Here is a 4,307-nt window from a genome sequence, read left to right as displayed (position 1 = left end):
GCCGTATCCGCAGCTACATATCAACCGCAAAAAAGAACTCTGTTAATCCCATTGGAGTTCTCTCTGATGCCATTGCCGACAAACCCTTTATGCCAATACTATACAGGGTACCTGAGTAGTTACGAAAGATGAGTAAAAAAATATTGATAGTTGACGACGACCTTAACATTGCAAAACTGCTGGCAAGCAGATTAAAAGCAAATAATTATGATATATGCGTTGCCTGTGACGGATTGTCCGCAGTTTCTATCGCGCACCGCGAAAAACCTGATCTCATTATTCTTGATATGATGCTTCCCGCGGGAAGCGGGTTTACTGTTTTTGAGAATTTAAGAAAATCAGTGGATACGTTTGCGATCCCTATAATATTTATTACCGCATTCCCTGATAAAGAAAAAGAAGAGAAAGCATTTGAGATGGGGGCTGAAGGCTTTATCGCAAAACCGTTCGAAGCAGATGATTTATTACTCAAAGTAAAAAAAGCTTTAGGAGAGTAGTAAGGAAAGGGTTGATCAAAAATGGCAAAAAAAGTAGTTATCATCGAAGACGACAGCAATTTATTGAAAGTAATGGAATCACGGATTACCTCAGAAGGGTATGATGTCGCAATTTGCAATGAAGGAACGGATATTATTGAGAAGTTGAAGACAGAACAGCCGGACATTGTTGTAATGGATATTATGCTTCCAGGAATGGACGGATATACTTTAGTGAGAACGATCAGGGGGCACAAACAATTTAGCGGGATTCCTGTTATAATGATAAGCGGTAAGGTATATGAAGACGGTGCAGTTATAGCTGAAGAAATAGGTGCAGACGCGTTTATTCTTAAACCATTTGATCTGCATGTTCTACTTTCAAAGATAAAAGAACTACTGGAAAAATGCAAAAGGTAGTACATGAAAACGCTGGTTGAAACACTTATTGAAAAAGGTCTTATTACGGAAGATCAGCTTCGTGAAGCCAAAGACAAGCAGATCGGGGCAAAGAAACCTCTTCACGAACTACTCGTGGACATGGGTTTTATCGAGGAAAAGGCATTTATGGAAGTTCTATCCTCAATGTATAATTTCCGTATCGTAGATCTTGAGAATGAAGAGATAGATGAAGAGGGCGTCGCAAAAATACTGCCCTATGAAAAAGCGAAGCATTACGGGGTGTTTCCGGTACGTGTAGAAGATGATGTTTTTGTGCTGGCAATGAGTAATCCCCTTGATATGGTTGCACTGGAAGATATTAGGCTCATATCGAATATGGAAATAAAGCCTCTTTTGTGTTCCAAGGGCGATATCACCGAGCATATTGAGCGGTATTATCATTCGGACGAGATCATCTATGACCTGTTTGAACATATGGTTGGCGATGTGAATCTCGATGTTGTTGACGATAACAAAAATCACAAAAAGTTGTTTGAGATCGAAGCGTTTAAGGAAAAACAGGGACCTGTTGTAAAGCTTGTTAATATGGTAATTAGCGACGCTGTCCGCGGACGGGCAAGCGATATACATATTGAACCGGGCAGAGAAACTTCAAGAGTGCGCTACAGGGTTGACGGTGATCTGTCCGATGTGATGAAGATACCGTCTAAACTGCATAAATACGTTGTTTCATGCATAAAGGTCATGGCGGAAATGAATGTTGCCGAGAGCAGGAAACCGCAGGACGGCCGCGCAAAGGTTTATGTAAACGGGAAGAATATAGATTTGAGGATCTCTATGATCCCGATACATTTCGGCGAAAAAGCCGTTATGAGACTGCTTGATCCGACTGAAGCAAAAGTCGGGCTCGACAATCTTGGTTTTTCAAAACACGAGCTGCAACTGTTCAAAAAATCTATCAGTAAACCGCAGGGGATTATTTTAGTTACCGGCCCTACGGGATCCGGTAAGACCTCAACGCTATATGCCGCTTTGAACTATATGAAGAGCGACGCGAAAAATATTATCACCATTGAAGACCCCATCGAATACCTTGTTGACGGCGTCAATCAAATGCAGGTTAATCCTGTTATCGATGTTACGTTCGCAAACGGATTGAGAAGCCTTTTGAGGCAGGACCCGAATGTCATTTTAGTAGGGGAGATACGTGACAGGGAAACAGCCGATATAGCGTTTCGGAGCTCACTGACAGGACACCTTGTTCTTTCAACTCTGCATACCAATAATACCGTTATGGCTATAACCAGACTTCTTGATATCGGTCTTGAACCGTATCTTATTGCCTCATCACTCAATATGATCGCCGCACAAAGATTGATCAAGGTGGTATGTTTTCATTGCAGGGAAGAATACGAGCCGGAAAAAGAATTGATCAAAAAATTCAGTAAATATATAGATGAGTACAAGATAAAAGAATATTACCGGGGTAAAGGATGCCAGTGGTGTAATTATAAAGGATTTCTTGGCAGGACAGCGATGCTCGAGCTATTAGTCATTGATGAGAAGATAAGAAAGCTTATTTCGGATAACAGCGGTGAAGAAATCATATTGAAGACAGCGGTGAGGCACGGGATGAAACTGCTTGCCGAATCCGGTTTTGAGAAAGTTGCACAGGGTCTTACAACGATCGAGGAAGTAGCAAGAATCACTGAAGTTGTTGAAACAGAGGAAGACCCGCTGATCTCTGAAGCTGTCAAAACAGAGGAAGTCCCTGATTCGCGTGATAAGCAGAAAATACTTATCGCAGACGATGAAGATCACATTTTGATGATGCTGGAAAGTCGTTTTAACAATGCCGGCTTTGACGTAGTGAAAGCCAGAAATGGCAGGGAAGCCGTTGAAATAGCGTTCAGGGAGAAACCTGATCTGATCGTTATGGACGTTTCAATGCCTGAGATGAACGGATTTGAGGCAACAAAGATGTTAAGGTCAAAACTCGAGACAGCGGTTATTCCTATACTGATGTTAACAGCAAAAAAAGATGTTGAAAGCGAGCTCAAGGGAATAGATGCTGGTGCAGACGATTATGTGGCAAAACCTTTTGACGGTGACAGGTTGTTGGCAAGAATCAAGATGCTTTTAAGAAGAAAACGTTAACAGTGATTATTGTGAATAAAAAAGATAATGATAAGGAGAGTTATGCCAGCCAAAAAGAAAGCAGCATCAACAACTAAAAGAAGTGTTGTTGTACATAAGAAAGATATAGATGTAAACAATATTTATCAAATGTTAAATGTTGTCGAAAACAATATTCAGGAATTAACAAGGATGTATTCTGAACTCCCAGACAGTAATCACCGAGATGTTGGTGGGCGAATGAAACCTACAACTAAACAGATGGAAATAGCCAAACAAATCAAAAGAGCTCAAGCAAGAGCAGATAGATTGATGAGAATAATTGAGAAGCAAGGTCTGTAATACTATGGATCATTAGATATTTCATGTCCCATGCTCCATGCTCTGCAATATTCCTTTCACATAAGCAATGCTTCTTTTAGGATTATCTTTTGATCTGTTTTTAATCTTATCGAATGCATATTTCACTTTATCAATCCCATACTCATCTACCATATTTATAATATCTTCTATATCTACTAGATTATTCTCACAAAAGACAAGCCTGGCGTATTCTTGAGCCTCTTTAACCTTATTTTTTCCATACTTGTCATAAAGTTTTCCAAGTTCCTTGCTGAAATTTTCAATACTGTATAAATTCTTCAATCTATATCTATTTGGCAATCTGTTATTATATCCTTTACCAGAATCTATATTACCATATTCGATTTCGAGCAAATTCCAGTGTCTTAATTCAGCCATACCATTGCTTATAACTTCTTTACCAACCTTATACTTTTCCACCAAAACTTTTTTACTTATCATCCACATTTTGTGTTCAGGTCCGCCTTCTATAAGATTTATAAAATAGCAGTATCTTCCGGAAAGTGATAATCTCATATCCCAACCCGTTCCCCAGAATTTCTCCGGAATCTCAAAATATCTCTTTTTAGTATTATTAAACGGCTTTAGTATAACTTTGGCATTTTTACCTCTTACAGGTGTATATTTGAGGAGCCCGTATTTGTTTTGTAAATTCCTTAACGTTTGATAACCAAGCATTTCTCTATATTTATTTTTCGACATTCTGTCGGAAATTCCAATATAATCAGCGACCTTCTTATAATCAAAATCTATTTCTTTGCCTGGATTGTAATGCCCCACAAGATACATGTATACGTTCCAACAATAATCATTTGAATGAGAAACAAAATCGCTTAATACTGTAAGCATAATATCAGTATTAAAAATGATATATTTTTGAGATACCTTTGCGCTTGCCTCATGATCAATCTGTATCTTTTTAAAATCATC

5 protein-coding genes are annotated in these 4,307 nt (G+C 38.9%); 4 read left to right on the top strand and 1 reads right to left on the bottom strand.

Annotation, left to right across the window (positions count from 1 at the left end):
- Nucleotides 1-128 precede the first annotated feature (128 nt).
- From P9M13_07895 to P9M13_07880, 4 genes are read left to right on the top strand one after another with little or no spacing between them, the layout of a single operon-like run.
- Nucleotides 129-497, top strand: coding sequence for a response regulator (locus tag P9M13_07895; protein MDP8263208.1), 369 nt, complete (start codon nt 129-131; stop codon nt 495-497).
- 21 nt (nt 498-518) lie between these two features.
- Nucleotides 519-896: a response regulator transcription factor gene (locus P9M13_07890; GenBank protein MDP8263207.1), complete on the top strand. Its 378-nt coding sequence runs from the start codon at nt 519-521 to the stop codon at nt 894-896.
- Nucleotides 897-899: 3 nt separating this feature from the next.
- Nucleotides 900-3,035, top strand: a complete 2,136-nt coding sequence (locus P9M13_07885; GenBank protein MDP8263206.1) for an ATPase, T2SS/T4P/T4SS family — start codon at nt 900-902, stop codon at nt 3,033-3,035.
- 42 nt (nt 3,036-3,077) lie between these two features.
- Nucleotides 3,078-3,356, top strand: a complete 279-nt coding sequence (locus P9M13_07880) for a hypothetical protein (GenBank protein ID MDP8263205.1) — start codon at nt 3,078-3,080, stop codon at nt 3,354-3,356.
- Between the two features lie 21 nt (nt 3,357-3,377).
- Here P9M13_07880 and P9M13_07875 read toward each other — a convergent pair.
- Nucleotides 3,378-4,307, bottom strand: a 930-nt coding sequence (locus P9M13_07875; GenBank protein ID MDP8263204.1) for a hypothetical protein, incomplete at its 5' end; no start/stop codon positions are given.

This window comes from Candidatus Ancaeobacter aquaticus (assembly GCA_030765405.1).
GTDB classification, from domain to species: Bacteria; Auribacterota; Ancaeobacteria; order Ancaeobacterales; family Ancaeobacteraceae; genus Ancaeobacter; species Ancaeobacter aquaticus.
Note: the sequence above shows the minus strand (reverse complement) of the source record. Positions and strands in the feature narration are given on the sequence as shown.

What these genes read in the sequence shown, in the direction of transcription:
- P9M13_07895 (MDP8263208.1), top strand. Translation starts at nt 129, where the DNA reads ATGAGTAAAAAAATATTGATAGTTGACGACGACCTTAACATTGCAAAA.
- P9M13_07890 (MDP8263207.1), top strand. Translation starts at nt 519, where the DNA reads ATGGCAAAAAAAGTAGTTATCATCGAAGACGACAGCAATTTATTGAAA.
- P9M13_07885 (MDP8263206.1), top strand. Translation starts at nt 900, where the DNA reads ATGAAAACGCTGGTTGAAACACTTATTGAAAAAGGTCTTATTACGGAA.
- P9M13_07880 (MDP8263205.1), top strand. Translation starts at nt 3,078, where the DNA reads ATGCCAGCCAAAAAGAAAGCAGCATCAACAACTAAAAGAAGTGTTGTT.